This window comes from Nocardioides sp. YIM B13467, assembly GCF_042788075.1.
GTDB lineage: Bacteria > Actinomycetota > Actinomycetes > Propionibacteriales > Nocardioidaceae > Nocardioides.
This window is the reverse complement of record NZ_JBHZPJ010000046.1, coordinates 3141273-3162848: the sequence shown is the minus strand read 5'-3', so window position 1 is coordinate 3162848 and position 21576 is coordinate 3141273. Positions and strand designations below refer to the sequence as shown.

The following is a 21576-nucleotide window of genomic DNA, read 5'->3' as shown; positions in this document are numbered from 1 at the left end:
CGACAAGCGCGTGTCATGCGCCCAAAGCATCACGAGATTCAAATTCGGGCTTGGACAAGCATCATCGAACGTTCCTAACGTGATGGTCACCACCTTCCCCTCACCAACATCTGAAGGACGTGACTCGTGACCGAGTACAGCCCGACCGACCTGGCCGCCCAGCTCAAGAGCGGGCTTCTCTCGTTCCCGGTCACCCACTTCACCGAAGACCTCCAGGTCGACGAGGAGGGCTACCGCAAGCACCTGAGCTGGCTGGCCGAGTACCCGGTGGCCGGGCTCTTCGCAGCCGGCGGCACGGGTGAGGGCTTCTCGCTGAACGCGGAGGAGACCGACCAGGTGGTGCGTGCCGCGGTCGAAGAGGTCGCGGGGGCCGTGCCGGTGCTGGCGCCGGCGACGGGCAGCACGGCCAACGCGGTCGCGCAGGCGAAGGCGGCGGAGGCCGCGGGCGCGGACGGGATCCTGCTGATGCCGCCGTACCTCACCGAAGCCGGGCAGGCCGGGCTGGTGGAGCATGCCAGCCGCGTGTGCGAGGCGACCGGGCTCGGCGTGATCGTCTACAGCCGCGCCAACGCGGTGCTGCGCGACGAGGCCGTCGACCAGCTCGCCGAGCGCAACCCGACCCTGATCGGCTTCAAGGACGGCGTCGGCAACATCGAGCAGATGACCCGCACCTACGCCCGGGTCGGCGACCGGCTGATCTACATCGGTGGCCTGCCCACGGCGGAGACGTACGCACTGCCGCTGCTCCAGCTCGGCGTGAGCACGTACTCCTCGGCGCTGTTCAACTTCGCGCCGAAGTGGGCGGTCGAGTTCTACGAGGCCGTACGTGCCCAGGATCGTGACGAGGTCTACCGTCGTCTCAACGAGTTCGTGATCCCCTACCTCGACATCCGCGACCGCACGGCCGGCTACGCCGTGTCGATCGTCAAGGGTGGTCTGGCCGCGATCGGCCGGCCCGCCGGCCCGGTCCGCCCGCCGCTGACCGACCTGCGCGAGGACGAGATCGATGAGCTGCGCGAATTGATCGCCCGGATCTCCTGACGCCGATCCGCCCCTGAGAGACCGACCCGATAGGAAGGGAACATGAGCTACCGCTCGATCATCGCCGGAGCCGACTCCGAGCAGCCCGACGTCACCGCCGCCACCAGCGCCGCGGCCGAGGCCTTCGCCGGCTACCGCGCCACATCCCCCGAGGCCCGGGCGGACTTCCTCGAAGCCGTCGCCGCCGAGATCGAGGCGGCTCGCGCCGAGATCGTCGAGGCCGCAGTCGCCGAGTCGCACCTGCCCGAGGGCCGGATCAGCGGCGAGGTCGGCCGCACCACCGGCCAGCTCCGGATGTTCGCCGGCGTCGTGCGACGCGGCGACCACCTGGGCGTACGCATCGACCCGGCCCTCCCGGACCGGACCCCGCTCCCGCGGGCCGACATCCGTCAGCGCCAGATCGCGCTGGGCCCGGTGGCGGTCTTCGGCGCCAGCAACTTCCCGCTCGCCTTCTCCACCGCCGGCGGCGACACCGCCTCGGCGCTGGCCGCGGGCTGCCCCGTGGTGGTCAAGGGTCACCCTGCCCACCCGCTCACCGGATACCTGGTCGCCCAGGCCGTCACCCGCGCGGTCGAGAAGGCCGGGCTGCACGCCGGCACCTTCTCCTTCCTCCTCGACACCGACTTCAAGGGCGGCATCGAGCTCGGCCAGGCGCTGGTCGTCGACCCGCGGATCAAGGCCGTCGGCTTCACCGGCTCCCGCGGCGGCGGGCTGGCGATCGTCGCGGCCGCGGCGGCCCGCCCCGAGCCGATCCCGGTCTACGCCGAGATGTCCTCGATCAACCCCGTCGTCGTCCTCCCCGGGGCGCTCGAGGGTGACGTCGACGCGCTCGCCACGGCGTACGTCGGCTCGCTGACCCTCGGCTCCGGCCAGTTCTGCACCAACCCCGGCCTGCTCTTCCTCCCGAAGAGTGAGGCGGGCGACGCCTTCCTGGCCGCCGCCGGCCGGGCCACCGCCGAGGCCGTCGGCGGGACCATGCTGACCTCCGGCATCGCCGCCGCCTACGAGAAGGGCACCGCCGCCCTCCGTGCCACCGACGGTGTCACCGTCGTCGGTGAGGGCACCGCAGGTGACACCGACGCCCCCGCGCCCCAGATCGTCGAGGCCGCCCGTCTCGCCGGCGTGACCGACGAGGTCTTCGGCGCCTCCGGCGTCGTGGTCCGCTACGACACCGTCGAGGACCTGCTGCCCAGCCTGGACTCCCTCGAGGGCCAGCTGACCGCGACGGTCCACGCCACCGACGCCGACGACGAGGCGGCCGCCCGGGTCGTCTCCGCGCTCGAGCTCAAGGCCGGACGGATCCTCTTCAACGGCTGGCCCACGGGCGTCGAGGTCGGCCACGCGATGGTCCACGGAGGCCCGTTCCCGGCCACCTCCGACTCCCGCACCACCTCGGTCGGCAGCCTCGCGATCGAGCGCTTCCAACGCCCGGTCGCCTACCAGGACGTACCTGCCGCCATCCTCCCGGAGGCCGTACGCGACGACAACCCGTGGCACCTCGCCCGCCGGATCGACGGCGAGCTGCAGCTGCCATGACCAACACGACCACTGTGCCCACCATTGGGAAGATCGAGGTCGTCCCCGTCGCGGGCCACGACTCGATGCTGCTCAACCTCAGCGGCGCGCACGCGCCGTTCTTCACCCGCAACATCGCGATCCTCACCGACTCCGAGGGGCGCGAGGGTGTCGGCGAGGTCCCCGGCGGCGAGCCCATCCGGCGCACCATCGAAGAGGCCGCCGAGCTGCTCGTCGGGCAGCCGGTGAGCCGCTACCGCAGCCTGCTGCGGCAGGTCGCGGAGCGGTTCGCCGACCGCGACGCCGGCGGCCGCGGAGCCCAGACCTTCGACCTGCGTACGACGGTCCACGCCGTCACCGCGCTGGAGTCAGCGCTCCTCGATCTCGCAGGTCAGGAGCAGGGTGTGCCGGTCGCCGAGCTGCTCGGCGACGGGCAGCAGCGCGACTCGGTGCCGATGCTCGGCTACCTCTTCTACGTCGGCGACCCCGACAAGACCGACCTGCCCTACCTGCGTGAGGCCGATGCAGCCGACGAGTGGGACCGCGTCCGGCGAGAGGTCGCGCTGACCCCCGATGCGGTCGTACGCCTCGCCGAGGCCGCCCAGGCCCGCTACGGCTTCGCCGACTTCAAGCTCAAGGGCGGCGTCCTCGCCGGTGAGGAGGAGGTCGCCGCGGTGACCGCTCTCCACGAGCGCTTCCCCGACGCCCGGATCACCCTGGACCCCAACGGTGGCTGGCTGCTCGCCGACGCCGTCCGGCTGCTGGGCGGCAAGGACGACGTGCTCGCGTACGCCGAGGACCCCTGCGGCGCCGAGGGCGGCTACTCGGGCCGCGAGATCATGGCCGAGTTCAAGCGCGCCACCGGGCTGCGTACCGCGACCAACATGATCGCGACCGACTGGCGCCAGATGTCCCACGCGATCCGCACCAACGCCGTCGACATCCCGCTGGCCGACCCGCACTTCTGGACCATGTCGGGCTCGGTCCGCGTCGCCCAGATGTGTCACGACTTCGGGCTGACCTGGGGCTCCCACTCCAACAACCACTTCGACGTCTCGCTGGCCATGTTCACCCATGTCGGTGCCGCCGCACCGGGGGAGATCACCGCGCTGGACACCCACTGGATCTGGCAGGACGGCCAGGGTCTGACCGAGTCGCCGCTGGAGATCCGCGACGGTGCCGTCGCTGTGCCGACCGCCCCGGGGCTCGGGATCCGGCTCGACCGCGACCGGGTCGCGGCCGCGCACGAGCTCTACCTCGAGCACGGGCTCGGCGTACGCGACGACGGCGTCGCCATGCAGTACCTGGTGCCGGGGTGGACCTTCGACCCCAAGCGCCCGTGCCTGGTCCGGTGAGCGCGGAGGCTGCGCGAGTGTCGGCCCGGTGAGCACCGAGCTCGCCTGGCTTCTGCTCGCCGGCATCGGCGCGGGACTGACCGGCTCGGTGGCCGGTCTCGCCTCGCTGGTCAGCTACCCCTCCCTGCTGGCCGCGGGACTGCCGCCGGTCGTCGCCAACGTCACCAACACGGTGGCCATGTTCGGCGTCACCGGCGGCACCGTCGCCGGCTCGCGGCGCGAGCTGCGCGGCCAAGGCAGACGGATCGCCTGGCTGGCCCTGGCCTCCTTCCTCGGCGGCGCGGTCGGCGCGGCTCTGCTGCTCACCACGCCGGCCGAGGCGTTCGAGACCGTGGTGCCCTGGCNTCGGAGAGGACCCCCCGCCGCCGACGATCACACCAATCCCTTTACCGAGGAACGAGCAATCACTGATCATGCTAGATGAATCACGAAGTCCTGTCCCTGTTCCGGCCCCTAGACCGCCGTGGTGGCTCACGCTGATCGTTCTCGGCGTGGAAACCGCGATTCTGGTTGTCGCCAGCCGACTCGTGCCCGAGGGCACGCCTCTGTGGCAGGTCGGCACGCTCGCCGTGGTCGCCACCGTCCTGGTCCTCTACGGGCCGGATGTGCTCTCCAAGCTCATCGACGCCGGCTCCCGGTTCCGGTGAGCGTCGAGTAACAGGCCTTCTCATTCAACGAGGCCGAACTCAGCCCCGCAGGCTCCGCACAAGATCGGACCGAGCTCGACGACCGCGGCCGAGGCGCGGAGTTTGCGGGGCTTGGCACAGACCAGCACCAGGCCGTTCTTGGGCCGCGGCCGTCGGCGGCGCCGTCCGCGCCTGGATCATCAGGAAGGGCTGGGACCTGGCCCTCGGCGTAGCGGTAGGCCACTAGCGCCGCGGCCAGGTCCTCGAGCTCGTCGACGTACTCCTCAGCGGTCCCCGCTGCCAGCTCGGTGAGAGACCAGCCGATCTGCGGGTGCTGGGCGATGGTCAGGCCCTCCTCCTCGCCCAACACCTTGTAGCGGGCGTTGTGGTAGCGACCCTGGCGACTGGTGTCCTTAATCCTGCGCACGTCAGCCACGCCGTGAGCGGCCTCGTGCAGCAGCGTCTCCAGGACCGACTCAGCGCCCTGCCCCCGACGAAGACCTCAGCAATGCCAGCTGAGAGGCCGGCCGGGCCGGCGGCCGCGGCATCGACGTCGCGGGTCGCCCACCGTCGCGCGGCGAAGTGGCCCAACGTCAACTGGCCGGCGGGCTGGCCCAGGTTGCCGGCGCCGAGGGTGACACGATCGGCGGCACGTCGGGGTGCCGGCGTTGGATCGCGGCCCAGGCTCGCTCGAGCGCGGCCACCAGCTGGCTTGACTCCGTCGACACCCACGCGTCGGTCACTGGCAATGAACTGGCAGTGCAATCTCGCTGCACTTTCACCGCACGGGCGCAATGACCTGGGGAGCATGCTCCTGACCAGCAGAAACACAGCTTGCTCCCCCATCTCGATCGGGACGAGCAACACGAGAAGGCAATCAAGGCGGCAGCCTCCGCCGCCCATCGTCGTGGGCATGGATCTCACGACGCAACGTCCACCGCGCTGGGCAGCGAATGCAATCAAGAACTCAGTTGAGTCAGCCCACCTGCCGACTGCAGCCGCGACGCTGGCTCTGGCCGGCATCCCTGTCTTCCCCTGCACCCGAGAAGGAAAGGAGCCGCTGACCGCACACGGGTTCCGGAGCTCGAGCACCGATGTCAATCAGGTGCATCGCTGGTGGCGGCGGACGCCGGAGGCCAACATCGGCATTCCCACCGGAGCCGCGTCCGGACTGGTCGTCGTCGATGTGGACGTTCACCGCGGCGGGGATGGGTTCCGGGCCTTCTCCCGAGCGACGGAGCTGGGCTTGATTGGGCGGTGGACGTGCATGGTGCGTACGCCATCGGGCGGGATGCATGCCTACTTCTACGCGACGCCGGGAGTCGAGCAGCGGAACTGGTCGGTGCCCAGCCGGCACGTCGACTTCCGCGGTGACGGCGGGTACATTATCGCTCCGCCGTCGCGCATCGCCGCCAGCGACGGCACCGCGCGGCCGTACTTCCCGATCTCGTACGGACTCCATGCTGACACCATCGACTCGGTAGCGCTCAAGCACCACCTCGCGCCGCCCACCCCTCCCCCGCGACCGCCCGCGTCGATGCCCGCCGCGGGTTCCTCGCCCGAACGCCTGGCGGCCTGGGTCGCGCGTCGTCCCGAAGGCGCGCGCAACGGTGGCTTGTTCTGGGCAGCCTGCCGGATGGCCGAAGCAGGTCACGACTTCGGTCGGACGGCCCACCTGCTCGGAGACGCGGCTACGACTGCTGGGCTTCACGAGGTCGAGGCGTACAAGACCATCAAGTCGGCCTACAACATCGCGCAACGCCTAGGCCCAGCGCCTTCAGCGCCCAGCGCGCCAGGTGCCGAGGGGGTGGCGCTGTGAACACCGCGACTCCCTACAACCGAGACCCGGGTCGACAGTTACCCGAACCGTCGGCCCAACCCGAGGCACCGACCCAGGTCCCGTCGCCGTTCGCCGTCCATCGCGATCCCTCCGGATTCCAGACGTTGTTGCCGCCAACACGGATCTCCAAGAGCGGCGTGGCATGGGTCCGCCCGAGCGACCTGCCGACGATGGCCGGCAGCAAGATCATCGGCCGCGGCCTCGATCTCAAGGCCGAGCTCGTACGCCGAGCAAGCCGACCCATCCGACCCACGACTCCGCGTGAGCGCATCACCAGGACGGCGATCGCGCAGCCGGAGCCGCCCTCGATCACCCACCGCCCGGGAGGGATCTCGCTATGAGGATCGACTTCACCACTTCCGCCGGTCTCCGGCTGCTGCTCACCGAACTGCACTACGCCGGGCCCGGCGCCTGGCGCCACGACCCCGACGCCGCCGACCTGATGGACTACGCCGCGCACAAGTACGCCGCCCTTGCTCGCAAGCACGGCCTCGAGCCCGAAGACGCTGCGTACGCCGCCTTCGACGTCCTCCGCACCGACGCCGTCCGTCGCGCGAACGATCCGTGGGCAGTCACCACCCGTGCGGTTCAGATCGCCGTGATCGCCGAGGAGCGTGGCAACGGTCTGCTCTGCTCGACCCATCAGGCTCGGCGCGCCGAGGTCTCGATCAACCATGATGCGGAGCGGTTCAGCGACCGCGAGACTTCCGTCCTCGAGTACCACCCCGCCTTTCACACCCCGCCCGAGGTCGACGATCTCCTTGGGCCTGAGGATCAAGTCGCGGTTCAGCCGGGTTCAGCTGTCGATGTGTCCGAGGCCTTCGAGATGACCGTGCAGCTGTTCACCGCGCTCGGGTGGCCCGATCAGGCAATCCGGCACGCGATCGACTACATCGCCGCGCGGCTTATCGACTCCGGCAACCGCGCCACCACCCACGAGGGCCTGCGCAAGGACCGCGTCGCCCTGGTCGCTCTCGACCTCCCCCAGCCGACCTGGTCGACGTTGCTCACCGTCGTGCTCGGCAACCCTCGCGCTGACTACGAGCACACCAAGCGCGGCCACGGCATCTGGTACCGGTTCCTGATCGGAGAAAAGCCCCACGACCTCCTGCGCCAGGACGACCTCATCCGAGCGATCTCATCGACCGCGCCGACCATCGACCCCCGCTCCCGTCTGGAGAAGGTGCTCACCGATGTCGCCTGAGTCTCACACCGAACGCGCTCTAGATGCGATCACGATCGGAGTACGCCACCGCCACGACCTGGGCGACATCGACGAGCTCGCGAACTCGATCAACGAGATCGGCATGCTCCAGCCCATCACCATCACACCCGACGGAGTCCTCGTTTGCGGCCGACGCCGGCTCGAAGCTGTACGCAGCCTCGGCTGGCGCACCATCAAGGTCTGGATCCGCTCCGGCATCTCCAACCGGCTCACCGAACTCCTGGCCCAGCAAGACGAGAACAGTCTCCACAAGCCCCTCTCCCCCACCGAGCAGGCCGACCTCTACACCGAGCTCAAGACCCTCTACGCCGAGGAGGCACAGCGCCGCCAAGAGGCCAGTCGATTCGGGACAGTCGACGTGGACAGCAGCGAGATTTTGGCCGGAGTCAACGGTTCCGGTGACTCCCCGGAACCGTCACCCGGGGCTCGCGAGTCCCGCTACCAGGCCGCCAAGATGGTCACCGGATCCGGCTCGTACCAACGGCTCGACCACATCAAGTTCCTCCAAGCCGTCGCCACTGACACATTCCAACCACCGACCGTGCGCGACCTCGCCTCCGCCGAACTCGCCGCGGTCGAGGCCGGCAGCCCCGTAGAACCTGCGTACCGCAAGGTCCGGGCCGCGATCGAGCTCGCCGCCCGACCTTCTCCCGAAGACGACACCCTCGACCGCCTCGCGTCCGAGGCTCTGGAACGCGTCAAGCACACCAAGCGTCAGCGGAGAGCCCATGAGTCGCCGGCGCAGCCCGCAGCAAGCGACCCCGACCCGAAGCGTTACCGCCCACTCCGGTCCTTCCTCATGACCTGGTTCGAGCTCGACGGATGGACTGCGCATTACGACCTGGACCAGATCGCGCGCGAACTCGCCGACGAGGAGTACGGCCGCTTCGACCAGGTGATCACGGAGTCAGTCGCCTTCCGCGACCGGTTGGCTGCCGCACGTCGAGCAACGCATGAGTCATGCGTGACCGCAGTGTCACCGACGTGCAGCCGCCGACCCACCACAGCGTGATGGGCCGGCGACAGGTTCGTGAGATCAGGGCCTACTCAATAGCCCCGATCAGGTCAGCCGCTCGAGCAGCGGCGGCATCGATACGTGGCTGATCAGCCAGGCACACCCGCAAGCACGCCGACGCCACGACCTCCTCGATGGTCTGGTTGATCGCATGCCCCTCCGAACGCATGCCGATCACCACCTCGACCAGCTGGAGCAGCAACGTCCCCAGCAGATCAGGGGCCGGAGTCGTCGCCGGCGCGGGGCGGACGGCGGCTGCGACCTGCGTGCCCAGCCGTGCGTAGGCATTCCGGAGCTCGTTACGCGCAGCCCCGAACGGCTCGAAGACCTCCTTGCACTGCACTTCTGGCAGTCGGGCCAGGACGCCAGCGTTACGCGGTGCACCGGCAAGAGTCCGTACGTCGAGCACGACCACCAGATACAGCAGCACCTCCGGCCCGGCGTCAGTTTCGGTACCGAGGATCTCGATCTTCTCGATCCTGTCGAGCGTTGGCCTGATCGAGCGCTCGAGCAGCTCCTCGAGGATCTCCTCCTTCCCCGAAGGGAAGTGGTAGTAGATCGAGGCCTGCCTGATCCCGACCGCCTCGGCGATGTCTCGCGTCGATGTGGCTGTGAAGCCCCGGTCCACGAAGAGTCCTGCCGCGACGTCAAGAAGCTCCTCGCGCGGTTCCATCCAGGCTCTTCGTCCGCTGGTCGCCCGGGGCAGGACGCGCGGGCGGCCCGCCCGCCGGGCGATCAGCTCGCCGCGGGGGATGGCCTGAGTTCCGGCGGTCCTCATCGAGTCGTACCCGAATCCAGACGGCCGAGACCATCCAGTACGGCCCGGAGCAAGGACATTTCTTTCAGCGTGGTCATGTGCCTGTCCGGACGGGGAACCGATGATGATCCACCGGTTCGTTTCGGCAGATCCGCTCCCGGGTCCAGCAGATGTTGCGCATCACCCCGAGTGCAGTCGAGGGCGTAGGGCATCGGGTTGGTCATGTCCGATGACGCTAGGTTCGGCAGGTCTCACAGGGGAAGAATGTTGCGAAATGTTGCGAGGAAGAATGCCTTGACGCACCCTGTCGACGAATCGAAGATGGAGGAGAACGCGCAACACATCGCAACCAACCAGACAGGTGGGAAGACCATGCAGCTAACGTTCATCGGCAAAGACCCGGAGTCGAACCCGACCGGGTCACCGACGATCTACCGAACGGAGACGGGATCCTGGGTCGTCCAGGGATGGGTCGTCGACGACACCGACGCACTGACCCAGATGAACATCCCTGAAGGCGAGACATGCGTGGAGATCCCCGACAGGATGCTTCAGTTCTTTGGACAGGGAGACAGTGGCTTCGATAACCGATGACGAGTTCGAAGACCTGCTTCGCAGCTTCACCGACAGTTCGGTCCACCTGGAGACACGCGATGCCTACGGCACCGCGATCGAGCTCCCCTATATGGCCAAGTGGGCAGCCGGTGAGCACGACGACCTAGCGTGGCTTGACGACTGGTGCACCACGCTCAAGGAGCACACCAACGCCGGCAAGACGGTACGTCGCGCCCGGATCGTCTCGGAGCCGTTGAGCGACTACCAGCGCTGGTCCCACAGCATCGCCCAACCGATGGTCGACGCCGGCGAAGACATCCGCTGGGTGCCACGTCGCACGATCTCCTCGGTCGCGATTCCTGGCAACGACTTCTACCTGTTCGACAACAAGCTGGTGGTCTACCTCATCTACGCCGGCAACGGGCTCGGCGTCGCGAAGGTCACCTCAACCGACCAGCACGACATCGAGCTGTGCCGTACGGCGTTCGAGAACGTCTGGAAGTACGCCATCCCTCACCGTGACTACCAACCCGTCTAGCGCTGCCGCCAAAGAGGCTCGGCAAGCGCTCGGCCAACGGCTCCGCGACATCCGCAAGGATGCCGGTCTCACTGCCCGAGCGCTCGCCGAGCTGACCTCGCAACACTTCACGCGGATCAGCAAGATCGAGAACGGTGTCCAGTCCCCGACCGACCAGGACATCCGCGACTGGTGCGCCGCCTGTGCGGCCGAGAGCCAGACCGCCGACCTCATCGCGACGCTACGAGCCGTCGAGTCGGCCTACCTCGAGTACCGGCGCCAGAGCCGCGCCGGCATGAAACGGGTGCTAGGAGCCCACACCCTCAGCCGGTACGACCAGACCACGGTGTTCCGCATCTACGAACACAACGTCATCCCCGGCCTCTTCCAGACCGCCGACTACGCAGCCGCCATGCTGGAGTTCTGGATCGACTTCCTCAACACCCCCAACGACGTCGAGGACGCCGTCGCCATCCGCATGCAACGCCAAAAGGTCCTCAACCAGCCACGCAAACGCTTCTCGGTATTACTCGAGGAACAAGCACTGCGTACGTGGTTCGGCACCGCCGAAACCCAAACCGACCAACTTGAGCGGCTCCTCGAGATCACCACCATGCCCAACGTTTCCCTCGGCGTCATACCGCTCATGACTGAACGCCAAGCCGTTGCATCAGCCGGCTTCTGGATCTTCGACGATGCCCTCGCGGCCCTCGAGACACCCACCGCGAGCATCGAGGTCACCCAACCCCGCGAGATCCAGCTCTACACACGCATGTTCGACGTCCTCAAGAACAACGCCCGGTACGGCGACGACGCGCGAGACCTGATCCGCGGGGCCCTCCCACCCCAGAACTGACCCGGCTCGGGCCAACCTGCTGGTCCCGCGGTAGCGGCACGTTGGGTGCACCTCTTGGCAGACCACTCGGACTGCCAGGAGAACGAAATGCTTGCACCCCGGTTCGCGAAACTTGCCCGTAGTAAGGCCGTGCTCGCGGCCATGATCGCCACCTTCGCCCTCGGCGGAGCAGGCACCGCACTGGCGCTCGTGGGCAGCGGAACCGAATCCATACCACGGCCGCGTCCTTCAGGGCTCCCGCAGCGCGCTTCTATCGGCACCTCCACTGATATGGCGGCCGCTGACCGGGTGGCCGAGACCAGTGATCCCGCGGCATTCGCGGTCTCGGTAGCGCAGGTCCTGTTCGCGTGGGACACGACCGGGTCGACGCCACTCAATGAATACGCCGGACGCCTCCTCGCCGTCGCCGACCCCAGCGGCGAGGAGTCCGCGGGCCTGGCGACGGATCTCACCACGTACCTACCCTCGCCCGAGTCGTGGAAGGACCTGAAGACGTACGAGACACGGCAATGGATCGACATCAGTTCTTACAACGTCCCCGACGACTGGGACGGTGCACAGGAGAACGCCAAGAGCCCTGACATCGCCGCAGGCACCACGGCCTACACGGTCACCGGACTCCGCCGCCGCTCCGGCATCTGGCAGGGCAAAACCGCAAAGACTGTCGACAAGGTCTCCTTCACCATCTTCATGACCTGCAGGCCGACGTACGACGCCTGCCGCCTGCTCCGCCTCTCCCAGCTCAACAACCCGCTTCGCTGAGCGAGGCCAGAGATGCGCCTCGCAGTGACCGCCGCAGTTGTGGTCATGCTCCTCTCCCCTGCCGCGTGCCTCTCGAGCGTTGCGTTGATCGTGCAGGTCGTGGCTCTACCAAGCAGCAGCTGTGGCGGAGAGATCGACGTCGGCAACGTCCCCGATCACCTCGCCACGCGCACCGCCGACGGCCTGACCATCGCCTTGGACCGCACCCAACTCACCCACGCAGCAACGATTGCCACCGTAGGCAGTCGCACACCAGGCATCGGTCGCGAAGGCGTACGCATCGCCCTGATGGCTGCGCTGACCGAGTCGAGCCTGCGGATGCTGGCCAACTCGAGCGCCTGGCCCGAGTCCACCCGATTTCCCAACGATGGCAACGGCGGCGACCACGACTCCCTCGGCCTGTTCCAGATGCGGCCCCTCGCTGGTTGGGGCACCGTCGCCCAACTGATGGACTCGACCTACCAGGCCCGCGCCTTCTTCGGCGGCGCCAACGGCCCGAACCACGGCTCACCTCGAGGCCTGCTCGACATCCCAGGCTGGCGACAGCTCTCCCCTGGTGCCGCGGCGCAGGCCGTCGAGGTCTCCGCCTTTCCCGACCGGTACGCACGCTTCGAACCCGTTGCCGACGCGGTCATCAATGCGCTCAGCCGCGGAGCGGAGAGCAGACCGACGAAGGCCTCGGAGACCACGACAATCGTGTTCCCGCTCCCGAAGGGAACCTGGGCCGCGACCAGTCCGTACGGCTGGCGCACCGATCCAGTCACTGGCTCGAGCGCGCTACACACCGGCAATGACTACGCCGCCCCGATCGGCACCCCGATCCTCGCCTTCGGCGACGGCACTGTGACCTACGCCGGCGCCGTCCCCAAACCCTCCGGATATGGCCACCTCATCCTGATCGAACACACCATCCGCGGCCGCAAAGTCACCTCCGGCTACGCGCACATGTACGCCAGCGGCATCCACGTACGCGTCGGGGATCGCGTCACCGCGGGCCAACGCATCGGCAACGTCGGCTCTGACGGCAAGTCCACCGGGCCCCACCTCCACTTCGAAGTCCGCCTCAGCGGCGGCGCCACGGACCCCACCAGCTGGCTTGACGGCTCCCAGCAGCTTCCGGCCGCTACGGCAGCCACCGGTGGATGCGCGGCGGGCATGGAACCCGATCTCGTCGCCACCGACACACCTGAATCCCATGAACTCCCATGAGAACCCGTTGGCGACGGTCAGTGTCGGCTCACTTCGAATCGACGTCTGGTACTGCGAAGACCGACGCGACGACAATGGCGGAACCCGCCGAGCCTATGGCTACCGCATCGACGACAACGACCCCACACACCACCCCTGCGCACGCACCGACCTCGAATCCGGCGTCGGATCCGACATCGACGCCCACGCCGCGCTGTCCACACTGATCACCTTCATGACCGCCGCCGGTGAGGGATACCAACACGCCATAGCTAACCCGGGCGCCGACCCCGAGAGCATGCACCTGTTCCCCATCTGGGTCAGCGAAGCCGCGTACATGAACTCAGACGAGCTGGCCATCCTGACGGGCGAATCCGATGACGGTTCCTCGCATCGGCGACCTCTAACGTCAGGGCCTGGATCCTCGATGCATCACGAAGCGCGACGGCGCAGCAACTCCGATCAGACGATCGGTGAACCCACGCTCTGAACACCCATGGCGTGACTCCGGACTGCGAGTACAGGGACGTTCACGGTCGTCTCCATGCCCCACTCCCTTAAGCAAGACCATCGTCATCCTTGCCGCTGCGCCACCGCGGTCCCGATGTCCTGAAGCCGTGAACCAGAGCGGCAAGGACAACCGCAACGAGTGCTCCGGCGCTGAACTCGACCGCCGGCAGCACCGAGGTGTTCACAAGCGGATTCTCCGTCACGGGGATTATTCCGCGTGCCAAGGACACCGCGACAAGCAATACTCCTGGGATCCACCAATAATGAGCACCAATAAGATTGAAGGAAAAAACGTTCAAGGCAACGCCATAGCAGCCGATACATGCCACATAGACGGAAACCTCGCCAGGATGCCCAGTGATGAATGCAGACAGGAACCCGAACGAGAACACAACAGAAGCGATCCCGACCACCAATAGAATCCCGGGTAATCGGAGGTTCCTTGCTGCCCCAAACTCCAAGAAGGTCAACTGCCCTCCCAAGAAGTTCCCAAGCATTATGGCAATAGAAACAACTCCGACACTGAGGAGTGAGTGAAAGAGGCCGGGAATCCCTGACTCATTCTCAACAGGCGCTGAAATTATGAAAAGTTGAAGGACGAGGATGGCCACCATGCAGCCCAGAATAAGGACTGCCGACTTTCGGTCAACGCCTCGACTGAACCAAAAGCCGCGCGAGCCTAAAGCGAACATGAGGCGATGTCTCTCCAGTTGGCACGCAGGAACCCCCGCTTCTCAGCATCGCTCATGCCCAACCATTTCTCCTTAAAACTGCTCGCTTCACCGACCCAGCGATACTGACTCATTATCTGGGGCTGTTCTACGAACGAGTCGCCTGGATGTGGAATGAGCTTAGAGAAGAGGTAGTCGTGCACAATGAAGCGTGGTTCACCGGTTGGCTCTGTGTTAGACGGCATCGGTGCCAACGCACATTTCGGAGAGGACTGGAACTGTAGCCACAGAAATGAAGACAGAACTTCATTTCTGTCTGGATTATGCGCGAGTCGTCCATCAACGGTTGGGGAGAAGGTGGCATCTATTTCACGCATGGCACCGCCGTCTGCCAAAGCCTCCTCTCCGATCACAAACTCTTCGGGTAGAAATACCGATGCTTGACTGAATGTTCTCTGGAGATCGCGCCTTGCGTGGTCGCGGGCTCTTGAGATACACAGAAGTTGTCCATTGGCCGCCTCGTCGAGAGGCCGGCAGATTGGCATGCTCGCGCTCTGGTCTGCAGCCATTCCTCCTGGGCCGATCCACAATAGGGGCGCCAGCAGGGTCCCCGCACATAGCGCCAACCAGGCGCGACTACTCGCCAGCCGCCGGACCAGCAGAGCCAGTACCAGCAGTCCCGCGAGGACGAGAAAGCACGACTTCAACCAGGTGACCCAGGGAATTTCAGCAAGGAAGGTCCGCTCGCGGTCATCTGCGACCGTAATCCCGGCCAGCGGCAATAAGACATTGGACGAGAATGGATCAAGATAAACAAGCGCAAGGTAGACCAAGACGGTCGACCCTGGTGCAGATACCCCCACTGGCATCAGGCGCCCAAGGCCATATCCCAACGCGGCAGGTATGATGATGCCAGCAATTGGCGTGATGTATGCCGGAACGTTTGGAGCGTCATACCGTGCGTATTCCGCGGTTATTAGGACGGCCGGCGCAACTCCTAGGAGTAGGCCGATCGAGGCCGCGAGCCAAAGAGCCCCGACTAGCCTTCCGTGAACCTTCCAGGCGCTTCGAGCGGCCCCAACGTGGAGCCAGTCGGCGCCTCGTGATCGCCAGAAAGAGCCCATCGCCGCCGCGAATCCGGCAATAAGCGGGTAGGAAACGCGGGTGGATGTTTGGAAGAATGCGGAAGTTTCCCCCCACGAGCCGGCCCATAGTGTTCGCACAGTCATCATGGCGATGATGGTGCCGATACTAGCGACCAGTGTCAGAAGCAAGAGGATAATCGCTACTGGCCGTAGGCTAGAGAATGCTGGAATCAGGCTTCTCACAGAACTCGATGCCCCCATTCACGATGCGAACTTCAACCTGCGCATATGCGCGGAGGTTGTGAGGACTGTGCGTAACGACCACTGTGACGCGGTCCTGGAATCTTTCACTTTTGAGGTCGGCCTCCAGATCAAGCTGGTGCTGTTCATCAAGGCCTGTCGCGGGTTCATCTAGAATCAAGATTCTTGGACTGTGTACGGTCGCCGCCGCAAGGCCAGCCCGTCGGAGTTGCCCTCCCGAAATGCCGCCTAGCCGCTTATGGGCAATGTGACTGATGTCAGACGAATCCAGGGCATCAGCGACCTTGGCGGACAGATCTCTTCGGGAGAGACCTTTGAGCCATCCGGCGTACTCCACAAAGTGGTTCACTCGCATTCGTTTCGGATATGCGAAGGCCTGAGGAAGCCAACCTGTGATCTGCTGGATTCTTGACGGGTGGACCGGTTCCCCGTCGACGGTCACGCCCAGACGACCGGATGAGGGCGCTTCGATGCTGGCTAGGATCCGCCCGAGAGTTGATTTCCCGGCGCCGTTTGGTCCCGTCACGAGCGTGACACCTGGTCGCAGTTCGAGAGAGAGGTTGCGCAGGACCTCTACTCCTCTGTACGCATGGGAGACACCCTGCAGCTCAACTTGCGAACTGCAGGGCGCCTCCTGGGTTGGGTCGACCACCACTTACCTCATGATGTTCGTCGACCAGCCGCCACACGGGTCTGGCGAAAGGTTGCGGTCCCGGCATATCCGCGACGAGACGCCGTCTCGGCCGCTCCGTCCCGAGGTGATCGCGCCGGACTTGTTGACGGACGAGGTGCTCGACGTGTTGCTGCTCCATCGACCTCGAACGTCATCGGTCTGGAGGTTGAACACTACCTTTCCGGACTGGTAGACGGGGCTGCCGTGGGTCGACCGAAGCGACCCGCTGACGTTGGCCCCGTTCGTGAGCCACGAGCTGACGTTGAACGTTCCGGACCCGTCCTCTGACGAGACGTTTACTGCGTATGCACTGGCAGGAAGCCCTGCAGCGATGACCACCGCGAGTGATGCGGTGACTGTGCGTAACTTCACTCTTCCTCCATCTGTCTAGTGATGCGGACGGTGAGTGATACTCCGGGGGGTTTTCCCGGGCGTCAACGCCAATTCGAGCCGACCGATCCAGATCCTGTCGACCGGACCCTAGTTTCACGGTCCCACTTGCTACGACCCAGCGCGCTACCGGCGCCGGTCCCGGATCTGGTAGATACGCTGCGCCGTGACGCCGGCAATCTCCGCAAGCTCGACGGCGGTGTGGCCATCCAAAATGGCCTCCCGCAGACAGTTGGCCCAGAACTGCTCGCGGCGGTCGGCTTCGCGTTGAGCTCCTTCTCGCTCAGTTCGGGCGCGCCGCACGACATCAAGCCAATCGCTCGGCGCGACCGCGAGGACGTCATCTGGCCAGCCGCCCCCTGCGGGGCCCAGCACGTTCCAGCCCGAGGCGCAGAGGGCTGCCTCCGGCGTGCTCGCGATCGGGAGTTCGGCCAGAATCTCGCCGTCGCTGTTCCTTACCTGCGCGAGCTCGGCGGACTCCCCCTCGTAAGTGACGACGTGAGCCCTGAACGACGGGTGACGAGTTACCAGGAACGGTACGCCGAAGCCCACCGCATCCACCGGTTGCCACCCGATCTCGCGAAGCAGATAGGCCACCCGGTGCTCCTCAGAGACGAACGGATCTGGCTCTGGTCCACCAGGCCGCAGCAGCGCGGTGATCGTTGCCACGGGAGCGAGCTCCCCGTCGGGCCCTCCAGGCTCGTTCGATGCCACCTGGACGCGCACGTGCTCAGGTTCCTGTTGCGTAAGCGTTGCGACCGCCGAGAACTCCATGGGGGAATTATAGCGCGCTTTAATACCACCGTCGACACGTCTTGCCACATAGTCACCACTCACCCACGACGACGTGCTTCTGAGCGCGTCGCTGGTCCGGAGCAATCGGTCTTCATAGAAGGAATAGCCGACCCGGCCGCGCATCCCGCGCCGGCACGAGGTGAAGTTGTACGCCGCCCCGGCGCGATCTAAACCGACACCATGGCTCGGCAGACGAACTCGAGCGCAGACCGCAGCACCTCAACGGGACGTTGGGCGTCACTTCGCACTCGGTATGCATCATGGCGTCGGCCGCGCACCTACCCGCTGTCACATCCACACGACAGATCGGGAGCAGACGAATGAGCCAACACACACCCGCCGCCAGGGCGCGCCTTGTCACCGAAGTTCAGATCAGCCCGAACACCAACGGCCTACCCGGCATCGCCCAGCTCCGCGACGTCGTCGGCGCGATGATGACCATCGGACTGATCCTCTCGGTCCTGGCGCTGCTCATCGCGGCAATCATCTGGGCTCTAGGCTCCAACTCGTCCAACCCCCACCTCGCTGGCCGCGGTAAGGCCGGCGTCCTGATTGCCCTCGGCGCGGCCATCGTGACCGGCGCAAGCGTCACCCTGGTGAACTTCTTCTGGCGCGTCGGGCAGCAGGTCTAGACGATGGCCGTGTGCGACATCCCGGGCGTCGCCGAGGTCTGCAACCAGGCAGGTGACCAGGCGAGCGACCTTATGGCGACCCCGTTCAAGTGGTTGGCCGACGCGATGGCAGCGACCGCGAAGGCGGTGATCGAGGGCACCTGGAGCGTCATCGACACCACCACGATGGTCGACATCACCTCTGGTGAGTTCACCCGCGTCTACAACATCGTCTTCGGCGTCGCGATCGTTGTGATGCTCGGCTTCTTCCTGCTCCAGGTCATGGGCGGCATGCTCCGCCGTGAGCCCGCCGCACTCACCCGCGGGATCGTGGGGCTCGCCAAGTCGATCATCGGATCGTTTCTCGCGATCACTCTGCTGGCCACTGCGCTGGAGATCACCGACCGCCTCGCGGAAGGGATCGTTCATGCCTCCGGCACGAGCATGGATCAGATGGGCGAGCGCCTCGCCCTCCTGGCCGGTGGGCTGACCGCTGTCAGCGCCCGCAATCCGAGCGTGGGGATCATCGTCACGATCATCTTGGCCGGGCTGATGATCGCTGCCTCGTTCCTGGTCTGGCTCAGCATGCTCGCCCGCAAGGCGCTTCTGCTGATCGCGATCGTCCTCGCTCCGCTCGCGCTGGCCGGCGCGTCCTGGGACCAGACCCGCTCCTGGGTCGGGCGCTGGGCATCCTTCGTGATCGCCCTGATCGTCTCCAAGCTGGTCGTTGTCATCATCTTCCTGCTCGCGACCACGCAGATCTCAGCCCCGATTGATACCGACCTGGCCGGCATCTCCGACCCGCTCGGCGGCGTCGTCCTCCTCCTCATCGCCGGCTTCGCCCCCTACCTGGTCTACAAGGCCATCAACTTCATGGGCTTCGACATGTACCACGCGATGTCTGCCGAGCAGGAGACCAAACACGCCCTCAACCGCCCCATCCCGATGCCCGTCCGTCAGCCGGTCTTCCAGCCGCCGAGCGTTCTCGGCAACGGCGGAGGAGGCCGTACGCCGGCCGCTCCTCCCCCATCGAAACCATCACCAGGGGCAATGACGGCGACCACGTCTGCTCCGGTCAAAGCCGGCACTTCGGCCGGTCCCGTGGCTGCGGGAGCGGTCGCTGGTGCGTCGGTCGCGAAGGAGTCTGCCGGCGCGGGACCACGGATCGGGTCGTACGTCGGCTCGACTGTCGACCAGCACGCAGTGGGCGGTGATCCTTCGTCAGCGAGCCAGCACATACCGCAGCAGACCGACGCTCCGCCCCGCCCTGCGCCGGCACCTCGCGTGGTTGACCCGATGCCTGAGCACAAGCCTGGAGCACCCTCATGACCACAGACCCGGCGCCGTATGACCTTGCCGCGGTGAAGTTCTCCCGGCTATCACGCCGCGGCATCCTCCTTGGGCTCTCCGGCGGCCAGCTGGTCACTCTCGGCATCGGTGCCCTCACCCTCATCACCGCGCTCTACACCGCGGGGAGCACCGGTCTGGTCCTCGCGGCGCCGGTGCTCGCCTCCTCCATCGCGTTGACCTGGGGCACTGTCGGGGGACGGCGCCTGGTCGCCTGGCTCCCCATCACCGTCAGCTGGCTCTGGCGCACCGCCACCGGGCAACGCGACTACCGACGTAAGCTCCGTCACCCACGGCCCGCCGGCACCCTCGCCCTGCCCGGCGACGGCGCCGCGCTGCGACAATGGGTCGACGAAGAGACCGGCGCCGTCATGATTCACGCCCCCCACTCGGCCACACTCACCGCGATCGTCGGCGTCACTCATCCGGCCTACACCCTCCTCGATCCCGCTGAGCAGCAGCGGCGCGTCTCCGGCTGGGGCCGCGTACTTGCCACCACCTGTCGGTCCGGGCGAATCGCCTCGCTCCAAGTCCTCGAACGCACGTTGCCCGACTCCGGACGCGGGCTCAGTGAATGGTGGGACCGCCACGGCACCCATGACGCGAGTTGGGCATCGACCACCTACGACGAGCTCATCGCCCGCGCTGGCCCCGCCGGCGAGCGCCACGCCACCACCGTCTCGATCGCCCTCGACATGAAGGCCTCATCGCGAGCCATCCGCTCTGCCGGCTCCGGCATACGCGGCGCCGCCAACGTGCTGCGCCAGGAGATGACCACGATGACAGCCGCGCTCCGCGCCGCCGACCTCACCCCGAGCGACTGGCTCACCGCCGGCGACCTCGCGCTCATCCTCCGCGCTGCCTACGAACCCGACATCACCACCGCACTCGAACGACACGGCACCGTCGGCCGCGACCTCGCCACCGCTGGCCCCGTCGCCATCACCGAATCCTGGGACTCGCTCCGCTCCGATTCGGCCCACCATGCCGTTCTCTGGATCAGCGAATGGCCCCGATCCCAGGTCTACCCCGGCTTCCTCGCCCCACTGCTGCTCACCTCAGGCGTACGCCGCACGTTCTCCTTGCACTACCAACCCATTCGCGCCGACCTCGCCGCCCGCGACCTCCGTCGCAAGAAGACCGAGTACATCTCCGACGCCGCCCAGCGGCAACGCATGGGCCAGATCGAAGACGCACAGCAGAATGCCGAGTACGCCGACGTCCTCCAGCAAGAAGCCGACCTCACCGCCGGCCACGGCGTCCTCCGCCTCACCGGCTTCGTCGCCGTGTCTGCTCCAGATACCGACACGCTCGAGCGCACCGTCGCCTCCGTGGAGCAGGCCGCGATCCAGGCATCCTGCGAGACACGACGGCTCTACGGTCAGCAAGCGCAGGCCTTCACCGCCGCAGCACTCCCGATCGGGCAACGCATCTGAGCAGCCATCTCGCCGCCAAGATCCTCGATCAATGACGCGACTGACTCGTTGGCGACCTTCGCACACCTCCTGGATGACCCGCCATGATCAGGAGGACGACATGCCCGACAGTGAATCCGTCACCCACGCAGCGCAAGCCAGCGACCAATTACGACGCCTAGCGCAAACGACGCGCACGATCCGCGACCCCGGCGAGATCTACGACCTCCTCGGAGACCTCGCCCGCGCCATCACCTCGCTGGCACAGTCACTACATCAGATCGCCAAGGTCCACGACAACCTCGAGCCCGGACGCGCCCGCGTCGCCGAAAGTACTCGCAGCGGCCGAGCCACCTCCTACGCCATCTCCTGGGAAGTACACCGAGCCGCCGAGATGCTGACCCAGGTCGCCGGCGTCGTCGACCACGCCCACCAAGACGAGGCAAAGATCGCGTACGCCCAACCGGACCCGCTGCTCCGACCAGATCGGAAAGCGTTTCTGGCTGCCGCAAACGACGGGCTACGTCTGTGAACGACAACCGCATGCACTCGTCCATACTCGTCTC

At 66.4% G+C, this 21576-nt stretch carries 24 protein-coding genes and 1 pseudogene; 20 read left to right on the top strand and 5 right to left on the bottom strand.

Annotation, left to right across the window (positions count from 1 at the left end; translation table 11 throughout):
• Nucleotides 1-126: 126 nt before the first annotated feature.
• The 9 genes from kdgD to ACFX43_RS22240 all read left to right on the top strand — a co-directional run bounded on the left by kdgD (nucleotide 127) and on the right by ACFX43_RS22240 (nucleotide 8614).
• On the top strand, nucleotides 127-1041 hold the full coding sequence (gene kdgD / locus ACFX43_RS22280; RefSeq protein ID WP_378834976.1) for a 5-dehydro-4-deoxyglucarate dehydratase: 915 nt from the start codon (nucleotides 127-129) through the stop codon (nucleotides 1039-1041).
• A gap of 42 nt (nucleotides 1042-1083) precedes the next feature.
• Entirely contained in the window at nucleotides 1084-2577 is a 1494-nt protein-coding gene (locus ACFX43_RS22275) for an aldehyde dehydrogenase (NADP(+)) (protein WP_378834974.1), read from the top strand.
• Nucleotides 2574-3911, top strand: coding sequence for an enolase C-terminal domain-like protein (locus ACFX43_RS22270; RefSeq protein ID WP_378834971.1), 1338 nt, complete (start codon nucleotides 2574-2576; stop codon nucleotides 3909-3911). The genes ACFX43_RS22275 and ACFX43_RS22270 overlap by 4 nt, the downstream gene beginning before the upstream one ends.
• 28 nt (nucleotides 3912-3939) lie before the next feature.
• Nucleotides 3940-4335, top strand: coding sequence for a sulfite exporter TauE/SafE family protein (locus tag ACFX43_RS22265; protein WP_378834967.1), 396 nt, complete (start codon nucleotides 3940-3942; stop codon nucleotides 4333-4335).
• A 67-nt stretch (nucleotides 4336-4402) separates the two neighbouring features.
• Nucleotides 4403-4558: a hypothetical protein gene (locus ACFX43_RS22260; protein ID WP_378834964.1), complete on the top strand. Its 156-nt coding sequence runs from the start codon at nucleotides 4403-4405 to the stop codon at nucleotides 4556-4558.
• Nucleotides 4559-5045: 487 nt separating this feature from the next.
• Nucleotides 5046-6356 (top strand): bifunctional DNA primase/polymerase, encoded by a 1311-nt coding sequence (locus ACFX43_RS22255; protein WP_378834962.1) that lies wholly within the window; start codon nucleotides 5046-5048, stop codon nucleotides 6354-6356.
• 158 nt (nucleotides 6357-6514) lie between these two features.
• Nucleotides 6515-6718: a hypothetical protein gene (locus tag ACFX43_RS22250; RefSeq protein ID WP_378834960.1), complete on the top strand. Its 204-nt coding sequence runs from the start codon at nucleotides 6515-6517 to the stop codon at nucleotides 6716-6718.
• Nucleotides 6715-7581: a serine/arginine repetitive matrix protein 2 gene (locus ACFX43_RS22245; RefSeq protein ID WP_378834958.1), complete on the top strand. Its 867-nt coding sequence runs from the start codon at nucleotides 6715-6717 to the stop codon at nucleotides 7579-7581. The genes ACFX43_RS22250 and ACFX43_RS22245 overlap by 4 nt, the downstream gene beginning before the upstream one ends.
• Nucleotides 7571-8614, top strand: coding sequence for a ParB N-terminal domain-containing protein (locus ACFX43_RS22240; RefSeq protein WP_378834955.1), 1044 nt, complete (start codon nucleotides 7571-7573; stop codon nucleotides 8612-8614). Before ACFX43_RS22245 ends, ACFX43_RS22240 begins: the two co-directional genes overlap by 11 nt.
• A 31-nt stretch (nucleotides 8615-8645) precedes the next feature.
• On the opposite strand, the gene ACFX43_RS22235 is transcribed toward ACFX43_RS22240, so the two are convergent.
• Nucleotides 8646-9395, bottom strand: coding sequence for a helix-turn-helix domain-containing protein (locus ACFX43_RS22235; protein ID WP_378834952.1), 750 nt, complete (start codon nucleotides 9393-9395; stop codon nucleotides 8646-8648).
• Nucleotides 9396-9596: 201 nt separating this feature from the next.
• On the opposite strand from ACFX43_RS22235, the gene ACFX43_RS22230 reads away from it, so the two are divergent.
• From ACFX43_RS22230 to ACFX43_RS22205, 6 genes are all read left to right on the top strand, one after another.
• Nucleotides 9597-9968: a hypothetical protein gene (locus ACFX43_RS22230; RefSeq protein ID WP_378834948.1), complete on the top strand. Its 372-nt coding sequence runs from the start codon at nucleotides 9597-9599 to the stop codon at nucleotides 9966-9968.
• Nucleotides 9949-10467 carry a DUF6879 family protein gene (locus ACFX43_RS22225; RefSeq protein WP_378834946.1) on the top strand — a complete coding sequence of 173 codons (519 nt, stop codon included), beginning with the start codon at nucleotides 9949-9951 and terminating at the stop codon, nucleotides 10465-10467. The genes ACFX43_RS22230 and ACFX43_RS22225 overlap by 20 nt, the downstream gene beginning before the upstream one ends.
• Entirely contained in the window at nucleotides 10448-11302 is an 855-nt protein-coding gene (locus tag ACFX43_RS22220; RefSeq protein WP_378834943.1) for a helix-turn-helix domain-containing protein, read from the top strand. Before ACFX43_RS22225 ends, ACFX43_RS22220 begins: the two co-directional genes overlap by 20 nt.
• Before the next feature lie 87 nt (nucleotides 11303-11389).
• Nucleotides 11390-12064: a cell wall protein gene (locus tag ACFX43_RS22215; protein ID WP_378834939.1), complete on the top strand. Its 675-nt coding sequence runs from the start codon at nucleotides 11390-11392 to the stop codon at nucleotides 12062-12064.
• Nucleotides 12065-12088: 24 nt separating this feature from the next.
• Nucleotides 12089-13273: a M23 family metallopeptidase gene (locus ACFX43_RS22210; protein ID WP_378834937.1), complete on the top strand. Its 1185-nt coding sequence runs from the start codon at nucleotides 12089-12091 to the stop codon at nucleotides 13271-13273.
• The gene (locus ACFX43_RS22205) at nucleotides 13260-13742 is read left to right on the top strand and encodes a hypothetical protein (protein ID WP_378834933.1); all 483 of its coding nucleotides are present in this window, start codon (nucleotides 13260-13262) and stop codon (nucleotides 13740-13742) included. Before ACFX43_RS22210 ends, ACFX43_RS22205 begins: the two co-directional genes overlap by 14 nt.
• A 67-nt stretch (nucleotides 13743-13809) precedes the next feature.
• Here ACFX43_RS22205 and ACFX43_RS22200 read toward each other — a convergent pair whose 3' ends face one another.
• Together ACFX43_RS22200 and ACFX43_RS22195 are read right to left on the bottom strand one after the other, a co-directional pair.
• The gene (locus tag ACFX43_RS22200; RefSeq protein ID WP_378834930.1) at nucleotides 13810-14376 is read right to left on the bottom strand and encodes a hypothetical protein; all 567 of its coding nucleotides are present in this window, start codon (nucleotides 14374-14376) and stop codon (nucleotides 13810-13812) included.
• 65 nt (nucleotides 14377-14441) lie between these two features.
• Nucleotides 14442-15266, bottom strand: a complete 825-nt coding sequence (locus ACFX43_RS22195) for a hypothetical protein (protein WP_378834928.1) — start codon at nucleotides 15264-15266, stop codon at nucleotides 14442-14444.
• Between the two features lie 331 nt (nucleotides 15267-15597).
• Here ACFX43_RS22195 and ACFX43_RS22190 point away from each other — a divergent pair, with 331 nt between their 5' ends.
• The gene (locus tag ACFX43_RS22190; protein WP_378841212.1) at nucleotides 15598-15933 is read left to right on the top strand and encodes a hypothetical protein; all 336 of its coding nucleotides are present in this window, start codon (nucleotides 15598-15600) and stop codon (nucleotides 15931-15933) included.
• A gap of 45 nt (nucleotides 15934-15978) precedes the next feature.
• On the opposite strand, the pseudogene ACFX43_RS22185 reads toward ACFX43_RS22190, so the two are convergent.
• A pseudogene (locus ACFX43_RS22185) lies at nucleotides 15979-16431 on the bottom strand (ATP-binding cassette domain-containing protein); the annotation flags it as partial.
• 537 nt (nucleotides 16432-16968) lie between these two features.
• Complete coding sequence (locus ACFX43_RS22180) at nucleotides 16969-17616, bottom strand: hypothetical protein (protein ID WP_378834926.1); 648 nt, start codon at nucleotides 17614-17616, stop codon at nucleotides 16969-16971.
• Nucleotides 17617-17957: 341 nt separating this feature from the next.
• On the opposite strand from ACFX43_RS22180, the gene ACFX43_RS22175 reads away from it, so the two are divergent.
• From ACFX43_RS22175 to ACFX43_RS22160, 4 genes are all read left to right on the top strand, one after another.
• On the top strand, nucleotides 17958-18269 hold the full coding sequence (locus tag ACFX43_RS22175) for a DUF6112 family protein (RefSeq protein ID WP_378834923.1): 312 nt from the start codon (nucleotides 17958-17960) through the stop codon (nucleotides 18267-18269).
• Between the two features lie 3 nt (nucleotides 18270-18272).
• Nucleotides 18273-19577: a conjugal transfer protein TrbL gene (locus ACFX43_RS22170; RefSeq protein ID WP_378834920.1), complete on the top strand. Its 1305-nt coding sequence runs from the start codon at nucleotides 18273-18275 to the stop codon at nucleotides 19575-19577.
• Nucleotides 19574-21031 carry an SCO6880 family protein gene (locus ACFX43_RS22165; protein WP_378834916.1) on the top strand — a complete coding sequence of 486 codons (1458 nt, stop codon included), beginning with the start codon at nucleotides 19574-19576 and terminating at the stop codon, nucleotides 21029-21031. The genes ACFX43_RS22170 and ACFX43_RS22165 overlap by 4 nt, the downstream gene beginning before the upstream one ends.
• A 100-nt stretch (nucleotides 21032-21131) precedes the next feature.
• Nucleotides 21132-21542, top strand: coding sequence for a hypothetical protein (locus ACFX43_RS22160; RefSeq protein ID WP_378834914.1), 411 nt, complete (start codon nucleotides 21132-21134; stop codon nucleotides 21540-21542).
• The last annotated feature ends 34 nt before the right edge of the window (nucleotides 21543-21576 follow it).